The following is an 18,750-nucleotide window of genomic DNA, read 5'->3' on the forward strand; positions in this document are numbered from 1 at the left end:
AGATCGCGGGCAAGCCTCGCTCCCACAGGATTGGTGGATTATCTGTAGGAGCGAGGCTTGCCCGCGAAGGCGTCCTTCCGGCCACCAAAAATATTGAAACTGCCGCCAATCGCGGCCCCATTTCGAACTACGCTCAACCCCGCGCATGAACTCTATTGGGCGTATCACGTCTGATAGGAGGAAATGCGCCCCGACTCGCGTTAAACTGCGCGGGTTTTTAGCCCCCCATTCCGGAGTCTTCCATGTCCCGCGTTACCTTGAGTCGCTATTTGATTGAGCAGACCCGCAGCAACAACACTCCTGCCGATCTGCGCTTCCTGATCGAAGTGGTGGCGCGTGCCTGCAAGGAGATCAACCACGCCGTGTCCAAAGGCGCCCTGGGTGGCGTTCTGGGCAGCATGGGCACTGAAAACGTCCAGGGCGAAGTGCAGAAGAAGCTCGATGTGATCTCCAACGAGATCCTGCTCGAAGCCAACGAATGGGGCGGTCACCTGGCCGGCATGGCGTCCGAGGAAATGGACAATGCCTACCAGATCCCGGGCAAATACCCGAAAGGCGCGTACCTGCTGGTATTCGATCCGCTGGACGGTTCGTCGAACATCGACATCAACGCGCCGGTCGGCACGATCTTCTCGGTACTGCGTTGCCCGAACGAATACCTGACCCAGAACGAGCCCTTGAATGAAAAGGCCTTCCTGCAGCCAGGTACCCAGCAAGTGGCCGCCGGCTACGCGATCTACGGTCCGCAGACCATGCTGATCCTGACCCTGGGCGATGGCGTGAAAGGCTTCACCCTGGACCGTGAAATGGGCAGTTTCGTACTGACCCACGAAAACATCACCATTCCTGAAACCACCCAGGAATTTGCCATCAACGCGTCCAACCAGCGTCACTGGGAAGCACCGGTACAGCGCTACGTCGGCGAATTGCTGGCAGGTGATGAAGGCCCGCTGAAAAAGAACTACAACATGCGTTGGGTTGCCGCAATGGTCGCCGACGTGCACCGCATCCTGAACCGTGGTGGCCTGTTCATGTACCCACGCGACAGCCGCGAGCCGTCGAAGCCGGGCAAACTGCGCCTGATGTACGAAGCCAACCCTATGTCGTTCCTGGTGGAACAGGCGGGCGGCGCGTCTACCGACGGCCACCAGCGCATCCTCGACATCCAGCCAGAAGGCCTGCACCAGCGTGTTGCGGTGTTCCTCGGTTCGAAAGAAGAAGTTGCCCGCGTCACGGCTTACCACAAGGAATAGAACATGACCGCGCCCTGGCAGCCGTTACTCGACTGGTGGTTCGGATCTTTCGAATCACCCAACGAAATATCGGCTGACAAGGGCAAGTTATGGTTCGGCAAGCGCGACAGCCAGGACCTCGAAGCGCGGATGCGTTTCGCGGATCTGGTCGAGCAGGCACTGGCCGGCGGATTGACCGAATGGGTGCAATGCCCTGAAGGTTGGCTGGCCCTGGTGCTACTGCTCGATCAACTGCCACGAATGATCTTTCGCGACACCCCGAAATCCTTTTCAGGCGACCTCAGGGCTCAGGCACTGGTAGCGCAAGGCATTGCCGCGGATTTCGATCGGCAACTGCGACCGATCCAGCGGGTGTTTATCTATCTGGTGTTCGAGCACTGCGAAAACCTGGCGGTGCAAAACGAAGCGGTTTCGCGGTTTCTTGATCTGGTTGAACAGCAACCCGAGGCAGATCGGGCGGTGTTTGCCGACAACCTGGATTATGCCGAGCGGCATCAGAAGATCATTGCGCGGTTTGGACGGTTTCCCCATCGCAATGCGGTGTTGGGGCGCGAATCTACGGCTGAGGAAGTTGAGTTTTTGAGTGGGCCGGGATCGCGGTTCTGATGGGCTGTGAACTCACGGATTTCCTTGTAACAGTCGCTTCATCAGCAATGTTGGTAGGTTTTTCCGCGTATCGGCAATGATGTGGACGTAGATCGTTTGCCCCCGCACTTCATAAATGATCCGGTTCATTCCAGAGAGAGTTTGTCGATATTGGCTGAGATTGAGCTTCTCAATCTCTTCCGGGACTGACCCGGCATAGGGCTGGCTTCCCAAATGACGGATGGCTGCTTTCAGATTGTCGTAGGTGTTTTGCCATGTCTGTGTAGAAAATTGTTTGGTGAGATAGGTACGAATTTCTTTGAGGTCTGTTTCGGCGGACTGAAGAATGACGACCTTTAAGCTCATTGATGGTCGGCCTTGTCCATTTCTGCGAAGACGTCTTCGGCATCCCGAAACTTGCCCTCCTCAATCTCTCGATTACCCATTGCCAAGAGCTTTAAAAGAGCCATTGTGTCTTCTTGCTCTTCAAAGCTTCTCACATCCATGACCACAAGCTTCGCTTCACCGTTTTGGGTGATCACCAAGGGTTCACGGCTCTCGGTGAGCGTTTTAACGATTTCCGCAGTGTGGCTTTTCAGGTAACTGATCGGCTTGATTTGAGATGAAAGCTTCATGGAATGAGCCTCGTCAGATTGAATAGGACTGAGTTTAGTCTTAATTCAGTCCTGCGTCAGGGGCAGCCGACATATCTCCAGTGCGGCTGATGCCGTCTTCGCGGGCAAGCCCGCTCCCACAGTGATCTGTCGAACACATAATTTGTGTCCACCAAAGATTATTGTGGGAGCGGGCTTGCCCGCGATGAGGCCGGTGAAAGCGCCTTAGATCCTGAAACTTCCAACCAACTGCTTCAACCGCGCCGCCTGCTGCTCAAGATCAGCACACGCACGCAAGGTCGACTGCAAGTTCTCCACACCTTCCTGGTTCAGCGTGTTGATTTCGGTGATGTCGACGTTGATCGACTCGACCACCGCCGTCTGCTCTTCGGTCGCGGCGGCCACCGACTGGTTCATCCCGTCGATCTCACCGATGCGCTGCGTCACGCTGCCCAGGCGTTCACCGGCCTGGTTGGCGATGCCGACGCTGCTTTCGCTCTGGCGCTGGCTGTCGGTCATGGTGCTGACCGCTTCCCGGGCGCCGACTTGCAGTTCTTCGATCATCTTCTGCACTTGCTGCGCCGAATCCTGAGTGCGGTGGGCGAGGTTGCGCACCTCATCCGCGACCACGGCAAAACCACGGCCGGCTTCACCGGCACGGGCTGCTTCGATGGCAGCGTTGAGCGCCAGCAGGTTGGTTTGCTGCGAGATGCTGGTGATCACTTCCAGAATCTGGCCGATGTTTACCGTGTTGCTGTTCAGGGTTTCGATGTTACCGCAGGAGTCGCTGATTTTTGCCGACAGCTGCTGCATGGCTGCGATGGTTTTATCCACCACTTGCTGACCGTCTTCGGCCAAGGCGCGGGCGTCGCTCGAATGCTGCGAGGCGAGGGCGGCGTTCTGGGCGATTTCCTGGGCGGCGGCACCCAGTTCGTTGATGGCTGCAGCCACGCTGCTGGTGCGTGAGGCTTGCTGGTCGGAGTTGAACATCGATGAGTTCGATGCAGCTACTACGCGCAAGGCGACTTCGTTGACCTGGCCGGTGGCCGAGGACACTTCGCGGATCGAGGTATGAACACGTTCCACGAAACGGTTGAACGAGGTGCCCAACGCACCGAATTCGTCCTGGCCGTGAATGGTCAGGCGCTTGGTCAGGTCACCTTCACCCTCGGCGATGTCATGCATGGCGCGGCCCATGGTCAGCAGCGGTTGCATCAGCACGCGGATCAACATGCTCAGCAGCGCGATGATGATCACCACGGCGATGATCATGGCAATGATTGCCGAGGTGCGGAATTCACTGAGCATCGAGAACGCCGTTTCCTGATCCAGCACCAGCGCTACATACCAATCTGCCGATGGCACACCGTTGACGTGAGTGAAGGAGATGAATTGGGTTTTGCCATCCAGTTCGATTTCTTTCAGGCCCGGGCTGATTTTCGGCGCGCCGTTGGGGTAGGCATCAGCCAGGTTCTTGAGCACCAGTTTGCTGTCCGGGTGGATCAGGATCTTGCCGTCGGCGCTGACGATAAAGGCATGGCCATGACCGCCGAAATTCAGCAAGTTGATGATCGCGCTGACGCTGGACAGGTCGATATCCGCGCCGGCGACGCCAATCATTTGATTCTGGTACTTCACTGGCGTGGCAACGGTGATCACCAGTTTGCCCGACGAGGCCGCGATGTAGGGTTCGGTGACAATGGTCTGTTGCGCATTGTTGGCCGCCTTGTACCAGCCACGAACGCGGGGGTCATAGTCTGCGGCGCGGTTGCCGGCCGGGACCGAGAACATCACGCCATCGGTGCCGCCGAAGTAGCTCAGCTGGAAGTTACTGGTGTAGGCCGGCAGGTCGATGGCGCGCTTGAGGTTGGCCTGGGCGCTGCCGTCCACGGCGATCTGCTGGGACAGCGATTGCAGCAACTGGATGCGGCTTTCCAGCCAGGTCTGGATGTTGCTGGTAGTCAGGCTGCCGAGTTCCTGCATCGAAGACTCGGTACTGCTGCGCAGGGTCTGCCGCTGGCGGTAATCGTTGAACAGAATGAAACAGGCGAACGCAACGGCCACCACAAGAGCGGCTGCCAACAGGATTTTGTGGCTGAACTTCATGTTTCTGGTCATTAAATGAGCTACCGCGAAGGGCTGATCAACAAGGGTGTCAATTTGCCGCAGTGGAAGGCTTTGCACTGCTTCTATGTCGACTGGCCAGCGTCAAAGATTAGGCGGCTTCTGCGAAAACCGACGAAATACTCAGCGACGGGAGAAAGTGGCTGATTTATCGACAAAAGGCTGACGGGTGGCCAAACAAATAGCCGGATGCTCAGGGAACCAGAGGGAGGTTTTCTCTTCTAAGCTTCAGCTTGGCAGCCATGCCATTCCCTTCGCCCCAGGAGTTACACCATGTCGCTGCGATCTATCGCCTTGCTCTCGTTCTGCGTGTTGTTGGCAGCGTGCGGCAAGATCAATCAAGAAAATTACTCGAAGCTGTCGACCGGCATGCCCAAGGCCGAGGTTGAAACCTTGCTGGGCAAACCTGCCGATTGCTCGGGCGCGCTCGGCATGTCCAGTTGCACCTGGGGCGACAAAAACAGCTTTATCAGCGTGCAGTACGCCGGTGACAAAGTGCTGATGTTTTCTGGCCAAGGCCTGAAGTAAACCGGGGCTATGCGCCCGCGGGAGAAAAAAATAATGAAGCGGTTACTGATCGTTCTTTTTGCCGGCCTGGTATTGGCCGGCTGCGCCACTTCTGGCGTAGATCCGTTGGCACCCAAGACCGTCAACACGGTCAACCTCAAGCGCTACCAGGGAACCTGGTACGAACTGGCGCGTCTGCCGGTGTATTTTCAGCGCAACTGCGCGCAATCCGAAGCCCATTACAGCCTCAAGCCTGAAGGTGACATGGCGGTGCTGAACCGCTGCCTGACGTCGGACTGGCAATGGGAAGAGGCCAAAGGCACGGCTTATCCACAGGTGCCCGGCAAGGCCGACAAGCTGTGGGTCGAGTTCGATACCTGGTTCTCGCGACTGATACCCGGTGTGGCGAAGGGAGAGTACTGGGTGTTGTACGTCAGCGATGATTACAAGACCGCGATTGTCGGCGACCCGAGCCGCCGTCACCTCTGGCTGCTGTCACGCACCCCGACGGTCAATGGTGTAGTGCGCGAAGAACTGCTGAGCAAGGCGCGTCAACAGGGTTATGACACGACGCGGCTGATCTGGCGCACGTCGGACACCAAGATGGCCAAGACCTCGAACTGATTGGCAACGAAGATTAGATGTGTGGGGCTATGTGGTGAGGGGGCTTGCCCCCGTTCGGCTGCGAAGCAGTCGTAAACCAGTCACCACTTTCTAAATTCAAGATCGTGGTGACTGGTTCTAGGGGCGCTTCGCCCCCCAACGAGAGCAAGCCCCCTCGCCACACAGGCTCGCTCCCACATTTTTTTTGTGTCAGCCCAAGAGATCGCGCAGGACTTGGGTGAAGGCTCGGTTGCTTTCTTCTTCGTCCGCATGCCGTCCATCACGCACGACCCACTGGCCGTTGACCAGCACATCCCGTACCTGGCGATCACCACCGGCAAACAGCCAACGATTGAGAATCCCGTCGCCACTGGCCGTCGCCAGGTACGGATCGTTGCCATCGAGCACCAACCAATCCGCACGCTTGCCGACTTCCAGGGCACCAATCGGCTGCCCCAGCGCCTGGGCGCCGCCATCCAGCGCGGCGTCGTACAGTGTGCGGCCGACCATCGGCTGATCCGCGCCATACAAACGATTACGCCGCTGATCGCGCAGACGCTGGCCGTATTCCAGCCAGCGCAATTCTTCCACCACGCTCAACGACACATGGCTGTCGGAACCGATGCCCATGCGCCCACCCTGCGCCAGGAAGTCTACCGCTGGAAAAATCCCGTCGCCGAGGTTGGCTTCGGTGGTCAGGCACAGGCCGGCGATGGCGCGGCCCTTGGCCATGAGCGTGACTTCTTCCGGGTTGGCGTGAGTCGCGTGGACCAGGCACCAGCGCTGATCGACTTCGGTGTTTTCGTACAGCCATTGCAGCGGGCGGCGACCGCTCCAGCTCAGGCAGTCATCGACTTCTTTCTGCTGTTCGGCGATGTGAATGTGTACCGGGCACTGCTTGTCGCTGGCCGCCAGCACTTCACTGATCTGCTGCGGGGTGACCGCGCGCAACGAGTGGAAACACAAACCCAGGGCCTGGGCCGGTTGCTGCGCCAGAATAGGCTGCAAGCGCGACTGAAGTTTCAGGTAGTTTTCGGTGCTGTTGATAAAGCGGCGCTGACCTTCGTTCGGGGTCTGGCCGCCGAAACCGGAGTGGCTGTAGAGCACGGGCAGCAGGGTCAAACCGATACCGGCGGAGCTGGCGGCCTGGCTGATGCGCAGTGCCAGTTCGGCCGGGTCTGCGTACGGTTGACCGCTCGTGTCGTGGTGTACGTAATGAAATTCTGCGACCGAGGTGTAACCGGCCTTGAGCATTTCGATGTACAGCTGACGGGCGATGACGCCGAGTTGGTCCGGGCTGATTTTTCCGACGAGCCGGTACATCAAATCGCGCCAGGTCCAGAAACTGTCATTCGGATTACCCGCCACTTCCGCCAACCCGGCCATGGCCCGCTGGAAGGCATGGGAGTGCAAATTCGGCATTCCCGGCAGTAGCGGACCGCTCAGCCGTTCGGCGTCATCTGCGTGAGAATCGGCCTGGATATGGGTCAGCACGCCATCGGCGCTGACCTCAAGACGTACATTGTTGGCCCATCCACTAGGCAGCAGCGCGCGTTCGGCAAAGAAGGCGGACATGGTTCAGCACCCCATCGTGTGTTATTTGTATATACATATACAGACGTTTGCCTGCTCGGTAAACTCCGGCAAGCTAGCAACTTCTACCTGATCAACAAGGATTAACCGTGCCGACTCCCTCTGCCACATTGCCGCCGAATGCCAATCTGAGCGCCAATCTGGGCGACAGTCCGGCGCCCTTGTACGCCCGCGTGAAACAGATGATCACCCAGCAGATCGACAGTGGAAACTGGCCGCCGCACTACCGCGTTCCGTCGGAAAGCGAGCTGGTCAACCAGCTGGGTTTCAGCCGCATGACCATCAACCGCGCGCTGCGCGAGATGACCGCCGATGGCTTGCTGGTGCGCATGCAGGGTGTCGGTACGTTCGTCGCCGAGCCGAAAAGTCAGTCTGCCTTGTTTGAAGTGCACAACATCGCCGACGAGATCGCCTCCCGTGGCCATCGCCATACCTGCAAGGTGATCACCCTTGAAGAAGAGGCCGCCGGTTCCGAGCGGGCCGTGGCCCTGGACATGCGCGAAGGCCAGAAAGTTTTCCACTCGCTGATCGTGCATTTCGAAAACGATATTCCGGTGCAAATCGAAGACCGTTTCGTCAACGCGCTGGTGGCGCCGGACTACCTCAAGCAAGACTTCACCCTGCAAACGCCCTACGCCTATCTGAATCAGGTCGCGCCGTTGACTGAAGGCGAGCACGTTGTCGAAGCGATTCTCGCCGAGCCGTCCGAATGCAAATTGCTGCAGATTGAAAAGGGCGAGCCCTGCCTGCTGATTCGTCGCCGCACTTGGTCCGGCCGTCAGCCCGTGACCGCCGCCCGTTTGATCCACCCCGGTTCCCGTCATCGTCTGGAAGGACGGTTCCACAAATAAAGAGCCATAAATAAAGAGCCCTAATGAGCCAGTTGAAAGTGTTACGCGCGGCCGATTACCCGCGCATGCCGTGGAAAAACGGCGGTGGCAGTACCGAAGAAATCACCCGTGATGGAGGTGCAGGCCTTGAGGGTTTCGGCTGGCGCCTGTCGATTGCCGACATCGGCGAGTCGGGCGGGTTTTCCACCTTTGCCGGCTATGAGCGGGTGATCACCGTGCTACAAGGCGAGGGCATGACCTTGCGCGTCGACGGTCAGGACACGCGCCCGTTGTTACCGCTGGACCCGTTTGCTTTCAGTGGCGAGAGTCATGTGTCTTGCACATTGCTCGGCGGACCGATTCGCGATTTCAACCTGATTTATGCGCCGGACCGTTACCGCGCGCGGTTGCAGTGGCTGGAGGGCGAGCAGCGGTTTTTCAGTTCGGCCGGCACCGTGCTGGTGTTCAGCGTGGCTGAACAGCTTGAAGTGACGGTGGGTAACAACGCCTCTCAGCTAGGGCGCCATGATTGTCTGCAACTGGACGGTAACGCCGGGCTGCTGGATATCTCTATCAAGGGTCAGTGCTGTGTGATCGAGCTGATCGCACGCGGTTAACTGTGGCGAGGGAGCTTGCTCCCGCTCGGCTGCGCAGCAGTCGTCAATTCAGTATCCCGGTTTCTTCTGAAACACCGCTTGCTCCGGTGTTTGGGTCTGCTTCGCAGCCCAGCGGGAGCAAGCTCCCTCGCCACAAAAGCAGTAGCCCATACCGTTTCCCATTGCGCACCACTTTGTTACCGAACGCCCCAGCGTGGCGCAAAACCACGCTTAAGTAACAGCTGTTGTCCTCGCACAAAATTCCCCCGAAAAATTTCATCTCCGTTAGAACCCTTGATCTACAGGCTTTCCAGCCCTTTAAAAACTTTTCTTGAACACTCATCCAGCAAGTTGGCCGCTTGATTGCATATGCTTGTATGTACAAGTAAAGACGTATGCGTATGAGTCGATTCGAGACTCCTCGCAGCGTCCACTGATTCGCTTGTGGCGCTTTGACGCGCACAGGCTGGCTCGCCCACTGCCAGGGCTGGTTTGAATTGATCGCTGAGGAGTCTTTTTCGTGACTGACAATACCCAGAAACCTACTGCTGCCCTTTTTACAAAGCACCGCAACGTCGAAATCCGCGCTGCCCGCGGCAACAAGCTGACCGCCAAGAGCTGGCTGACTGAAGCGCCGCTGCGCATGCTGATGAACAACCTCGACCCGGAAGTCGCCGAGAACCCTAAAGAACTAGTGGTTTACGGTGGTATCGGTCGTGCGGCACGTAACTGGGAATGCTACGACAAGATCGTCGAAAGCCTGACCAACCTGAACGACGACGAGACCCTGCTGGTGCAATCCGGCAAGCCGGTCGGCGTGTTCAAGACCCACACCAATGCACCACGTGTGCTGATCGCCAACTCCAACCTGGTACCGCACTGGGCGAGCTGGGAACACTTCAACGAACTCGACGCCAAAGGCCTGGCCATGTACGGCCAGATGACCGCCGGCAGCTGGATCTACATCGGTAGCCAGGGCATCGTCCAGGGCACCTACGAAACCTTCGTCGAAGCCGGTCGCCAACACTACAACGATGACCTTAAAGGTCGTTGGGTCCTGACCGCAGGCCTCGGCGGCATGGGCGGCGCTCAACCATTGGCCGCGACCCTGGCTGGCGCTTGCTCGCTGAACATCGAATGCCAGCAGGTCAGCATCGATTTCCGCCTGAACAGCCGCTATGTCGATGAGCAAGCCACCGACCTCGACGACGCGCTGGCCCGCATCGCCAAATACACCAAGGAAGGCAAAGCGATTTCCATCGCCCTGCTGGGCAACGCGGCTGAAATTCTGCCTGAGCTGGTCAAGCGCGGGGTGCGCCCGGACATGGTCACCGACCAGACCAGCGCCCACGACCCGCTCAACGGCTACCTGCCGGCCGGCTGGACCTGGGAAGAGTACCGCGCTCGTGCCAAGACCGAGCCTGCTGCCGTGGTCAAAGCCGCCAAGCAGTCCATGGCCGTGCACGTTAAAGCGATGCTCGACTTCCAGAAAATGGGTATTCCGACCTTCGACTACGGTAACAACATCCGTCAGATGGCTCAGGAAGAAGGCGTCGAGAACGCGTTCGACTTCCCAGGCTTCGTACCGGCTTACATCCGTCCGCTGTTCTGCCGTGGCATCGGCCCGTTCCGTTGGGCTGCGCTGTCGGGCGATCCGCAGGACATCTACAAGACCGACGCCAAAGTAAAAGAACTGATCCCGGACGACGCCCACCTGCACAACTGGCTGGACATGGCTCGCGAGCGCATCAGCTTCCAGGGTCTGCCGGCACGTATCTGCTGGGTTGGCCTGGGCCTGCGCGCCAAGCTCGGTCTGGCCTTCAACGAAATGGTTCGCAGCGGTGAATTGTCCGCGCCAATCGTGATCGGTCGCGACCACTTGGACTCCGGCTCTGTTGCCAGCCCGAACCGCGAAACCGAATCGATGCAGGACGGTTCCGACGCCGTGTCCGACTGGCCACTGCTCAACGCTTTGCTCAACACCGCGAGCGGCGCGACCTGGGTTTCCCTGCACCACGGCGGCGGCGTCGGCATGGGCTTCTCCCAGCACTCGGGCATGGTGATTGTCTGCGACGGTACTGACGAAGCGGCCGAGCGTATCGCTCGAGTACTGCACAACGACCCGGCCACCGGTGTCATGCGTCACGCCGATGCGGGTTACCAGATCGCGATCGATTGCGCCAAGGAGCAGGGCCTGAACCTGCCGATGATTACCGGTAAATAACACAAAAACCTGTGGGAGCTGGCTTGCCAGCGATAGCGGTGGCACTGCTGGAATTGATGTTGAAAGTGCTGACGTCATCGCGGGCAAGCCCGCTCCCACAGGATTCGAGTAAACCGGACAGAACAATTAAAACAATCCACAGAGGTTGAACAATGGCTGTTAATGACGATCGTGCAGGCAGTAAACCGTTGATCGAGAAACGTTCGATCGACTACATCCCGGAAGCGGAAAGACACGGTCGTCTGTTGAGCCAGTTCACCCTGTGGATGGGTGCCAACCTGCAAATCACCGCGATTGTCACCGGGGCCCTGGCCGTGGTGCTGGGCGGTGACGTGTTCTGGTCGTTGATCGGTCTGTTGATCGGTCAACTGCTCGGCGGTGGCGTGATGGCGCTGCATGCCGCGCAAGGCCCCAAGCTTGGTCTGCCGCAGATGATCTCCAGCCGGGTACAGTTCGGCGTGTATGGCGCGGCCATCCCGATCGTGTTGGTGTGCCTGATGTACTTGGGCTTCACCGCAACGGGCACCGTGCTTTCCGGCCAGGCGCTGGGCCAGTTGTTTGGCGTCAGCGACAGCGTCGGTATCTTCATCTTCGCCAGTGTCATCGTGCTGGTCACGGTGCTCGGTTATCGGGTAATTCATTTCATCGGCCGTGTCGCCAGCGTCATTGGCGTGATTGCCTTCGTTTACCTGTTCAGTCGCCTGATGAGCCAGACTGACGTTGGCGCACTCCTGCAAATCCGCCACTTCAGCTGGAGCAGCTTCCTGCTCGCGGTGTCGCTAGCGGCGTCCTGGCAGATCGCCTTCGGCCCCTATGTGGCTGACTATTCACGCTACCTGCCGAGCAAGACTTCCTCGGTGAAAACCTTCTTCGCCGCTGGTGCAGGTTCGGTCATTGGCGCACAGGTGGCGATGATCCTCGGCGTGCTTGCCGCCGCCTCGGCCAACGGGCAGTTCGCCGGCCACGAAGTGGCCTACATCGTGGGTCTGGGCGGTACCGGTGCCACCGCTGCGCTGCTGTACTTCAGCATCGCGTTCGGCAAGGTCACCATCTCCACGCTGAACTCCTACGGCAGCTTCATGTGCATTGCGACCGTCATCAGCGGTTTCCGTGGTGACCTGAAAGTTACGCGCTTGCAGCGTCTGGTCTTCGTGCTGGTCATCGTCGGCACTGCGACCCTGATCGCGTTGCTCGGCCAGCACTCGTTCCTCGGTGCGTTCAAGTCCTTCATCCTGTTTTTGCTGGCTTTTTTCACGCCATGGAGCGCGATCAACCTGGTGGACTACTACTGCATCACTCGCGAGCGCTATGACGTGCCGGCGCTGGCCGATCCGAACGGTCGCTACGGCCGTTGGAACCCTCTCGGTATCAGCGTCTATGTCTTCGGTGTGCTGGTGCAACTGCCGTTCATCTCTACCAAGTTCTATACCGGTCCGCTGGTGGACGCTCTGGGTGGTGTGGATATTTCCTGGATCATCGGTCTGGTGCTTCCCGCAGGCCTGTATTACGTGTGCGCGAAAAAATGGCACAGCGCAGTACCCGATCACCTGATTCTGCCAGTCGAGCAGGACAGCGATGCAGCACCTATAACAAGCGGGGCCGGTCGCGCTGCGGCGCAGGCCTGATTGGACGTGGACAGGGCTGGATGCCTCTTGACTGCCGTAAGCCAACTCATGATTAGGAGCGTCACACAATGAAATCGAACAAGACCCTGCTGACCACATTACTGTCCATGGGCCTGCTGGCCAGTGCTGGCGCCACTCAGGCAGCAGGCTGGTGCGAATCGGGCAAGCCAGTGAAATTCGCCGGCCTGAACTGGGAAAGCGGCATGCTGCTGACCGACGTGATGCAAATCGTGTTGGAGAAAGGCTACGACTGCAAGACCGACAGCCTGCCAGGCAACTCCATCACCATGGAAAACGCCCTGAGCAGCAATGACATTCAAGTGTTCGCCGAAGAGTGGGTCGGCCGCAGCGAAGTCTGGAACAAGGCCGAGAAGGCCGGCAAGGTTATCGGTGTCGGCGCTCCGGTCGTTGGTGCTGTCGAAGGTTGGTACGTGCCGCGTTACGTGATCGAAGGCGACGCCAAGCGCAAGCTGGAGCCTAAAGCTCCGGACCTGAAAGCGATTGCCGATCTGGGTAAATACGCTGCCGTGTTCAAGGATCAGGAAGAGCCATCCAAGGGCCGTTTCTACAACTGCCCGGCGGGCTGGACCTGTGAGCTGGATAACAGCGAAATGCTGAAAAGCTACGGCCTGGAAAGCACCTACACCAACTTCCGTCCGGGCACCGGCCCGGCGCTGGATGCCGCGGTGCTGTCGAGCTACAAACGTGGCGAGCCGATCCTGTTCTACTACTGGTCGCCAACCCCGCTGATGGGCCAGGTCGACCTGGTCAAACTCGAAGAAAAACCAGGCGTGGACAAGAGCGTGACCATCAAGGTCGGCCTGTCCAAGACCTTCCACGAACAAGCCCCAGAACTGGTGGCCGTGCTGGAAAAGGTCAACCTGCCGATCGACCTGCTGAATCAGAACCTTGGGCGCATGGCCAAAGAGCGGATCGAATCGCCAAAACTGGCCAAGATCTTCTTGAAGGAACATCCTGAAGTCTGGCACGCATGGGTGAGCGAAGACGCAGCCAAAAAGATCGACGCGGCCTTGTAGGTCGAGTGTCTCCGACTGTCGGCAGCGGCAGTCGGATGCTTGATCGCAACCCCTTGATTGAGAGTCTTTTTATGTTTCCCGAAAGCTTTACCTTTTCCATCGCCGACTGGGTCAACAGTTGGGTCGATTCGCTGGTCACCAACTACGGCGATGTGTTCCGCAGCATCTCCGACACCCTGTTGTGGGCCATCGTCAATCTCGAAGGGCTGCTGCGTGCGGCGCCCTGGTGGCTGATGCTGGCAATCGTGGCGGGCGTTGCCTGGCACGCGACCCGCAAAGTCGTGACCACGTCGGTCATCGTCGGTCTGCTGTTCCTGGTGGGTGCGGTCGGCCTCTGGGACAAGCTGATGCAGACCCTGGCGCTGATGATGGTGGCGACGGTCATCTCGGTGCTGATCGGCATTCCGTTGGGTATTCTCTCGGCGCGCAGCAATCGCCTGCGTTCAGTGCTGATGCCGCTGCTGGACATCATGCAGACCATGCCGAGCTTCGTGTACCTGATACCGGTGCTGATGCTGTTCGGCCTGGGCAAGGTCCCGGCGATTTTCGCCACGGTGATCTACGCCGCGCCGCCGCTGATCCGCCTGACCGATCTGGGTATTCGCCAGGTCGACGGTGAAGTGATGGAAGCGATCAACGCCTTCGGCGCCAACCGCTGGCAACAACTGTTTGGCGTGCAACTGCCGCTGGCCCTGCCGAGCATCATGGCCGGGATCAACCAGACCACCATGATGGCCCTGTCGATGGTGGTCATCGCCTCGATGATCGGTGCCCGTGGCTTGGGTGAAGATGTGTTGGTGGGGATTCAGACCCTCAACGTCGGACGTGGTCTTGAGGCCGGTCTGGCGATCGTGATTCTGGCAGTGGTCATCGACCGCATTACTCAGGCGTATGGTCGGCCACGGCATGAGGTGAGCAAATGAGCAACGAAGCCATTAGCAAAAGCAATGAAGCCATTAGCAAGATCGAAGTCAAAAACGTCTTCAAGATTTTCGGCAGCCGTTCCAAGGATGCGCTGGGCATGATTGGCCAGGGCAAGACCAAAGACCAGGTGTTGGCCGAAACCGGCTGCGTGGTCGGCGTGAACGACCTGTCGCTGAGCATCGGCACTGGCGAGATCTTCGTGATCATGGGCCTGTCGGGTTCCGGCAAATCGACCCTGGTGCGCCACTTCAATCGCCTGATCGACCCCACCAGCGGCGCGATCCTGGTGGACGGCGTGGACATCCTGCAATACGACATGGAAGCCCTGCGCGAATTTCGCCGGCACAAGATCAGCATGGTATTCCAGAGCTTCGGCCTGCTGCCGCACAAGACCGTGCTGGATAACGTCGCCTACGGCCTGAAAGTACGTGGCGAGAGCAAGCAAATGTGCGCCGAGCGCGCGTTGCACTGGATCAACACCGTGGGCCTCAAGGGCTACGAAAACAAATACCCGCATCAGCTTTCCGGCGGTATGCGCCAGCGTGTGGGCCTGGCTCGCGCTTTAGCAGCGGACACCGACATCATCTTGATGGACGAAGCTTTCAGCGCCCTCGACCCGCTGATCCGCGCCGAAATGCAGGACCAGTTGCTGGAACTGCAAAAGACCCTGCACAAGACCATCGTCTTCATCACCCACGACCTCGACGAGGCCGTGCGTATCGGCAACCGCATCGCGATCCTCAAGGATGGCCGCCTGATTCAGGTCGGCACGCCACGAGAGATCCTGCATTCGCCGGCGGATGAGTATGTGGACCGGTTTGTTCAACGTCGGGCGGCGGTAGTTTGAGAAATTTGCGGTGATCGGGCGGGCCTCATCGCGGGCAAGCCCGCTCCCACAGGGAAAGGTTGTGTTGCACAAATTTTGTTTACACAACAGAACACTGTGGGAGCGGGCTTGCCCGCGATGAGGCCAGTAAAGCTGCATCAATATTCAGGTTGTACGCACGAGGTTGAAGATGTCCCAGGCTGAAAAAATCGTTATCGCCGACGTCCCGTTGCGTTGGCAGGATGTGGTTGCCGTAGCCCGTCATGGCGCGCAGCTCGAGCTGTCGCCCCAGATCTGGGCGCGGATCGAAAATGCCCAGGCGATCGTCCAGCGCATCGTCGCCAGCGGCGAGCGTGCCTACGGCGTCAATACCGGCCTGGGTGCGTTGTGCAACGTCTCGCTCAAAGGCGAACAACTCAGCCAACTGTCGCGCAACACCTTGCTCAGTCACGCCTGTGGCGTCGGCGCACCGTTGGCCGACGAACAGACCCGCGCAATCATCTGCGCCGCTATTCGCAACTACAGCCATGGCAAATCCGGCATTCATCGCCGGGTGGTCGAAGCGCTGTTGGCACTGCTCAATCGCGGCATCACCCCGCAAGTGCCGTCCCAGGGTTCGGTGGGCTACCTGACCCACATGGCCCACATCGGAATCACGCTGCTGGGTGTCGGCAATGTCAGCTATCGCGGGCAGATCGTTTCCGCGCAGCAGGCGTTGAGCGAGGAAGGTCTGCAACCGGTTCAGCTCGGCGCCAAAGATGGCTTGTGCCTGGTCAATGGCACGCCATGCATGACCGGTCTCAGCTGTCTGGCAATTGCCGATGCGACGCGTCTGGTGCAGTGGGCCGATGTGATCGGCGCCATGAGCTTCGAAGCCCAGCGCGGCCAGATTGCCGCATTCGACGCCGAGATCATCGCGCTCAAACCCCATCCGGGCATGCAGCAAGTCGGCATCAACCTGCGGGCGTTGCTCGATGGCAGTGAAGTGATTGCCAGCAGCAAGGGCATTCGGACTCAAGATGCGTTGAGCATCCGTTCGATCCCGCAAGTCCACGGCGCCGCTCGCGATCAACTTGAACACGCGAAAAAGCAGATCGAAACCGAACTCAACTCTGTCACCGACAACCCGATGCTGCTGGGCACGCCGGACAACTTCCGGGTGGTGTCCCAGGCCAATCCGCACGGTCAATCCGTCGCATTGGCGGCGGATTTGCTGGCGATTGCCATGGCCGAAATCGGCTCCATCGCCGAGCGTCGCCTGGACCGCTTGATCAACCCGCACGTCAGCGGTCTGCCGGCGTTTTTGGTGGCCAATCCCGGGGTGAATTCCGGGATGATGATCGTCCAGTACGTTGCCGCTTCCCTGTGTGCGGAAAACCGCCAGTTGGCGCAACCGGCGGTGCTCGATAACTATGTCACTTCGGGCTTGCAGGAAGATCACCTGAGCATGGGCACCAACGCCGCGCTGAAGCTGCATCGCGCGTTGGAAAACTCCACGCAGATCCTCGCCATCGAATATTTGCTGGCATCCCAGGCGTTTGAATTCCTCAAAGAGCAACGCTTTGGCGCTGGCACCGATACCGCGTGGCGTCTGCTGCGTGAGCGAGTCCCGGCCTACGACCAGGACCGTTGGTTGGCACCGGACATTGCCGCCGCTGCCAGTGTTTTGAAAGACCCCATGTTGTTGCACAAGGCTTTACCCAACCTCAATTGATTCCAACAACACCAGCGTGCCAAGGCGCGTCTCCCCAAAAGCGGGACGCGACGGACAACGGACATCTCCGGAGCGTCTGGTGAGTTAATAAGAAGCTCTCAAAAGGAGAATGATGTGACTGCGCTTAATTTGATTCCCGGCCAACTGAGCCTTGCCCAACTGCGTGATGTTTATCAGCACCCGGTCAAAATCACCCTCGACAACAGCGCTTCGGCGCAAATCGAAGCCAGCGTCGCCTGCGTGGAACAAATCCTCGCCGAGAACCGCACTGCGTATGGAATCAACACCGGTTTCGGCCTGCTGGCCTCGACCCGCATCGCCAGCGAAGACCTGGAAAACCTGCAGCGCTCGCTGGTCCTGTCTCACGCGGCCGGTGTTGGCGAGCCGATCAGTGACGCGCTGGTGCGCCTGGTCATGGTGCTCAAGGTCAACAGCCTGAGCCGTGGTTTCTCCGGGATTCGTCGTGTGGTGATCGACGCGCTGATCGCGCTGATCAACGCCGAGGTTTACCCGCACATTCCGTTGAAAGGCTCGGTCGGTGCTTCCGGCGACCTGGCGCCGTTGGCCCACATGTCTCTCGTGCTGTTGGGCGAAGGCAAGGCTCGCTACAAGGGCGAGTGGATGGAAGCCACTGAAGCACTGAAAGTCGCTGGCCTGACCCCGCTGACCCTCGCTGCGAAAGAAGGCCTGGCGCTGCTCAACGGCACTCAGGTGTCTACCGCTTATGCATTGCGCGGTTTGTTCGAAGGTGAGGACCTGTTTGCTGGCGCACTGGCCATTGGTGGTATGACGGTTGAAGCGGTATTGGGCTCGCGCTCGCCATTCGACGCGCGTATCCACGCCGCTCGCGGCCAGAAAGGCCAGATCGACGCCGCTGCCGCTTACCGCGATCTGCTGGGCGAGCGCAGTGAAGTATCCGACTCGCACCAGAACTGCGAAAAGGTCCAGGACCCGTACTCCCTGCGCTGCCAGCCGCAAGTCATGGGCGCCTGCCTGACCCAGTTCCGTCAGGCCGCCGAAGTACTCGCCATTGAAGCCAACGCTGTATCGGACAACCCGCTGGTGTTCGCCGCTGAAGGCGACGTGATCTCCGGTGGTAACTTCCACGCCGAGCCGGTGGCCATGGCCGCCGACAACATGGCCCTGGCCATCGCCGAAATCGGTTCCCTGAGCGAACGCCGCATCTCGTTGATGATGGACAAGCACATGTCGCAGTTGCCGCCGTTCCTGGTGGCCAATGGCGGCGTGAACTCCGGCTTCATGATCGCCCAGGTGACTGCGGCGGCATTGGCCAGCGAGAACAAGGCGCTGTCTCATCCGCATTCGGTGGACAGTCTGCCGACGTCGGCCAACCAGGAAGACCATGTTTCCATGGCTCCGGCGGCGGGCAAGCGTCTATGGGAAATGGCGGAAAACACGCGTGGGGTTCTGGCGGTTGAATGGCTGGCGGCGGCTCAGGGCCTCGACCTGCGTGAAGGTCTGAAAACCTCGGCCAAACTGGAAAAGGTTCGGGCGATTTTGCGGGCTGAAGTACCGTTTTATGAGAAGGACCGTTTCTTTGCGCCAGACATCAATGCGGCGAGCGAGTTGTTGGCCACGCGTTGCCTGAATGAGCTGGTTACGGCGAAGTTGTTGCCTAGCCTGTGATGGCCTTTTCGCGAGCAGGCTCGCTCCCACATTAGAATGCATACCCCT

General features: G+C 59.1%; 17 protein-coding genes. 13 read left to right on the forward strand and 4 right to left on the reverse strand.

What is annotated here, in order from left to right:
- The first annotated feature begins 242 nt into the window (after positions 1-242).
- Positions 243-1,253 carry a class 1 fructose-bisphosphatase gene (locus AB3226_RS16505; RefSeq protein ID WP_038978569.1) on the forward strand — a complete coding sequence of 337 codons (1,011 nt, stop codon included), beginning with the start codon at positions 243-245 and terminating at the stop codon, positions 1,251-1,253.
- 3 nt (positions 1,254-1,256) lie between these two features.
- Positions 1,257-1,859, forward strand: a complete 603-nt coding sequence (locus tag AB3226_RS16510) for a DUF924 family protein (RefSeq protein WP_367373821.1) — start codon at positions 1,257-1,259, stop codon at positions 1,857-1,859.
- Between the two features lie 12 nt (positions 1,860-1,871).
- Here AB3226_RS16510 and AB3226_RS16515 read toward each other — a convergent pair whose 3' ends face one another.
- The 3 genes from AB3226_RS16515 to AB3226_RS16525 form a co-directional block, all read right to left on the reverse strand.
- Positions 1,872-2,204 carry a type II toxin-antitoxin system RelE/ParE family toxin gene (locus AB3226_RS16515; protein ID WP_367373822.1) on the reverse strand — a complete coding sequence of 111 codons (333 nt, stop codon included), beginning with the start codon at positions 2,202-2,204 and terminating at the stop codon, positions 1,872-1,874.
- The gene (locus tag AB3226_RS16520) at positions 2,201-2,473 is read right to left on the reverse strand and encodes a type II toxin-antitoxin system Phd/YefM family antitoxin (protein ID WP_367373823.1); all 273 of its coding nucleotides are present in this window, start codon (positions 2,471-2,473) and stop codon (positions 2,201-2,203) included. Before AB3226_RS16520 ends, AB3226_RS16515 begins: the two co-directional genes overlap by 4 nt.
- Positions 2,474-2,677: 204 nt before the next feature.
- On the reverse strand, positions 2,678-4,570 hold the full coding sequence (locus tag AB3226_RS16525; protein ID WP_367373824.1) for a methyl-accepting chemotaxis protein: 1,893 nt from the start codon (positions 4,568-4,570) through the stop codon (positions 2,678-2,680).
- A 279-nt stretch (positions 4,571-4,849) separates the two neighbouring features.
- Between AB3226_RS16525 and AB3226_RS16530 the strand changes: the two genes are divergently transcribed.
- Together AB3226_RS16530 and AB3226_RS16535 are read left to right on the forward strand one after the other, a co-directional pair.
- Positions 4,850-5,104: a hypothetical protein gene (locus AB3226_RS16530; protein WP_008068804.1), complete on the forward strand. Its 255-nt coding sequence runs from the start codon at positions 4,850-4,852 to the stop codon at positions 5,102-5,104.
- A 33-nt stretch (positions 5,105-5,137) separates the two neighbouring features.
- Positions 5,138-5,707: a lipocalin family protein gene (locus AB3226_RS16535; RefSeq protein WP_367373825.1), complete on the forward strand. Its 570-nt coding sequence runs from the start codon at positions 5,138-5,140 to the stop codon at positions 5,705-5,707.
- Between the two features lie 189 nt (positions 5,708-5,896).
- Here AB3226_RS16535 and AB3226_RS16540 read toward each other — a convergent pair whose 3' ends face one another.
- Positions 5,897-7,261 (reverse strand): formimidoylglutamate deiminase, encoded by a 1,365-nt coding sequence (locus tag AB3226_RS16540; protein ID WP_367373826.1) that lies wholly within the window; start codon positions 7,259-7,261, stop codon positions 5,897-5,899.
- A gap of 200 nt (positions 7,262-7,461) precedes the next feature.
- Between AB3226_RS16540 and hutC the strand changes: the two genes are divergently transcribed.
- The 9 genes from hutC (at position 7,462) to hutH (AB3226_RS16585) (ending at position 18,702) form a co-directional block, all read left to right on the forward strand.
- Positions 7,462-8,130 (forward strand): histidine utilization repressor, encoded by a 669-nt coding sequence (gene hutC / locus AB3226_RS16545; RefSeq protein WP_231669701.1) that lies wholly within the window; start codon positions 7,462-7,464, stop codon positions 8,128-8,130.
- A 23-nt stretch (positions 8,131-8,153) separates the two neighbouring features.
- On the forward strand, positions 8,154-8,726 hold the full coding sequence (locus AB3226_RS16550; RefSeq protein ID WP_367373827.1) for a HutD family protein: 573 nt from the start codon (positions 8,154-8,156) through the stop codon (positions 8,724-8,726).
- A 499-nt stretch (positions 8,727-9,225) separates the two neighbouring features.
- Positions 9,226-10,929 (forward strand): urocanate hydratase, encoded by a 1,704-nt coding sequence (hutU, locus tag AB3226_RS16555; RefSeq protein ID WP_367373828.1) that lies wholly within the window; start codon positions 9,226-9,228, stop codon positions 10,927-10,929.
- A 152-nt stretch (positions 10,930-11,081) separates the two neighbouring features.
- On the forward strand, positions 11,082-12,554 hold the full coding sequence (locus tag AB3226_RS16560) for a cytosine permease (protein ID WP_367373829.1): 1,473 nt from the start codon (positions 11,082-11,084) through the stop codon (positions 12,552-12,554).
- A gap of 68 nt (positions 12,555-12,622) precedes the next feature.
- The gene (locus tag AB3226_RS16565) at positions 12,623-13,591 is read left to right on the forward strand and encodes an ABC transporter substrate-binding protein (protein ID WP_367373830.1); all 969 of its coding nucleotides are present in this window, start codon (positions 12,623-12,625) and stop codon (positions 13,589-13,591) included.
- Positions 13,592-13,662: 71 nt separating this feature from the next.
- Entirely contained in the window at positions 13,663-14,514 is an 852-nt protein-coding gene (locus tag AB3226_RS16570) for a proline/glycine betaine ABC transporter permease (protein ID WP_030129253.1), read from the forward strand.
- On the forward strand, positions 14,511-15,362 hold the full coding sequence (locus tag AB3226_RS16575) for a glycine betaine/L-proline ABC transporter ATP-binding protein (protein ID WP_258619181.1): 852 nt from the start codon (positions 14,511-14,513) through the stop codon (positions 15,360-15,362). The genes AB3226_RS16570 and AB3226_RS16575 overlap by 4 nt, the downstream gene beginning before the upstream one ends.
- 169 nt (positions 15,363-15,531) lie before the next feature.
- Positions 15,532-17,055 carry a histidine ammonia-lyase gene (gene hutH / locus AB3226_RS16580; RefSeq protein WP_367373831.1) on the forward strand — a complete coding sequence of 508 codons (1,524 nt, stop codon included), beginning with the start codon at positions 15,532-15,534 and terminating at the stop codon, positions 17,053-17,055.
- Between the two features lie 114 nt (positions 17,056-17,169).
- A complete protein-coding gene (gene hutH / locus AB3226_RS16585) occupies positions 17,170-18,702 on the forward strand; it encodes a histidine ammonia-lyase (RefSeq protein WP_367373832.1) in 1,533 nt (510 codons plus the stop codon).
- The last annotated feature ends 48 nt before the right edge of the window (positions 18,703-18,750 follow it).

The organism is Pseudomonas lini, assembly GCF_964063345.1.
GTDB classification, from domain to species: Bacteria; Pseudomonadota; Gammaproteobacteria; order Pseudomonadales; family Pseudomonadaceae; genus Aquipseudomonas; species Aquipseudomonas lini_B.

What these genes read in the sequence shown, in the direction of transcription:
- AB3226_RS16540 (WP_367373826.1), bottom strand. Translation starts at nt 7,261, where the DNA reads ATGTCCGCCTTCTTTGCCGAACGCGCGCTGCTGCCTAGTGGATGGGCC.
- AB3226_RS16560 (WP_367373829.1), top strand. Translation starts at nt 11,082, where the DNA reads ATGGCTGTTAATGACGATCGTGCAGGCAGTAAACCGTTGATCGAGAAA.
- AB3226_RS16515 (WP_367373822.1), bottom strand. Translation starts at nt 2,204, where the DNA reads ATGAGCTTAAAGGTCGTCATTCTTCAGTCCGCCGAAACAGACCTCAAA.
- AB3226_RS16565 (WP_367373830.1), top strand. Translation starts at nt 12,623, where the DNA reads ATGAAATCGAACAAGACCCTGCTGACCACATTACTGTCCATGGGCCTG.
- AB3226_RS16505 (WP_038978569.1), top strand. Translation starts at nt 243, where the DNA reads ATGTCCCGCGTTACCTTGAGTCGCTATTTGATTGAGCAGACCCGCAGC.
- AB3226_RS16510 (WP_367373821.1), top strand. Translation starts at nt 1,257, where the DNA reads ATGACCGCGCCCTGGCAGCCGTTACTCGACTGGTGGTTCGGATCTTTC.
- AB3226_RS16520 (WP_367373823.1), bottom strand. Translation starts at nt 2,473, where the DNA reads ATGAAGCTTTCATCTCAAATCAAGCCGATCAGTTACCTGAAAAGCCAC.
- AB3226_RS16550 (WP_367373827.1), top strand. Translation starts at nt 8,154, where the DNA reads ATGAGCCAGTTGAAAGTGTTACGCGCGGCCGATTACCCGCGCATGCCG.
- AB3226_RS16570 (WP_030129253.1), top strand. Translation starts at nt 13,663, where the DNA reads ATGTTTCCCGAAAGCTTTACCTTTTCCATCGCCGACTGGGTCAACAGT.
- hutH (WP_367373831.1), top strand. Translation starts at nt 15,532, where the DNA reads ATGTCCCAGGCTGAAAAAATCGTTATCGCCGACGTCCCGTTGCGTTGG.
- AB3226_RS16525 (WP_367373824.1), bottom strand. Translation starts at nt 4,570, where the DNA reads ATGACCAGAAACATGAAGTTCAGCCACAAAATCCTGTTGGCAGCCGCT.
- AB3226_RS16575 (WP_258619181.1), top strand. Translation starts at nt 14,511, where the DNA reads ATGAGCAACGAAGCCATTAGCAAAAGCAATGAAGCCATTAGCAAGATC.
- AB3226_RS16535 (WP_367373825.1), top strand. Translation starts at nt 5,138, where the DNA reads ATGAAGCGGTTACTGATCGTTCTTTTTGCCGGCCTGGTATTGGCCGGC.
- AB3226_RS16530 (WP_008068804.1), top strand. Translation starts at nt 4,850, where the DNA reads ATGTCGCTGCGATCTATCGCCTTGCTCTCGTTCTGCGTGTTGTTGGCA.
- hutC (WP_231669701.1), top strand. Translation starts at nt 7,462, where the DNA reads ATGATCACCCAGCAGATCGACAGTGGAAACTGGCCGCCGCACTACCGC.